This window comes from Lacrimispora sp. 210928-DFI.3.58, assembly GCF_020554865.1.
Taxonomy (GTDB): Bacteria; Bacillota; Clostridia; order Lachnospirales; family Lachnospiraceae; genus Enterocloster.
The window spans coordinates 1-266 of sequence record NZ_JAJCIC010000129.1 but is presented as its reverse complement, the minus strand read 5'-3'; the positions used below and the strand labels follow the sequence as shown (position 1 = coordinate 266).

General features: G+C 37.6%; 1 protein-coding gene. It reads right to left on the bottom strand.

The genetic code is table 11. The features are described 5' to 3' along the window. Window positions 1-227, bottom strand: a 227-nt coding sequence (locus LIZ87_RS22230) for a hypothetical protein (protein WP_227149242.1), incomplete at its 3' end; no start/stop codon positions are given. Window positions 228-266: the final 39 nt, after the last annotated feature.

Sequence of the window (266 nt, the reverse complement as noted above, 5' to 3'; positions counted from 1 at the left end):
GCCCCCATTCCCACTCTTTCCCTGCCACCGTTATGATCGTATTCTTTTTCATAAACCAATCGCTTATCTTCATTATCATAGGTGAGAAATGCACCATCCAAAAGGCTTCCACTGCAAAAATACTGCTGTTTTTCAGCAATAAATCTGCATCTTTTTTCTGCAAGCTTCTCTATCTTTGGCAATACCAAAATAATAGCGGATGTACTGTATTCTTTACACTTTATCAAGAACTCTTGTTCTCCTTGACTTACAGAATCCATTTTAAC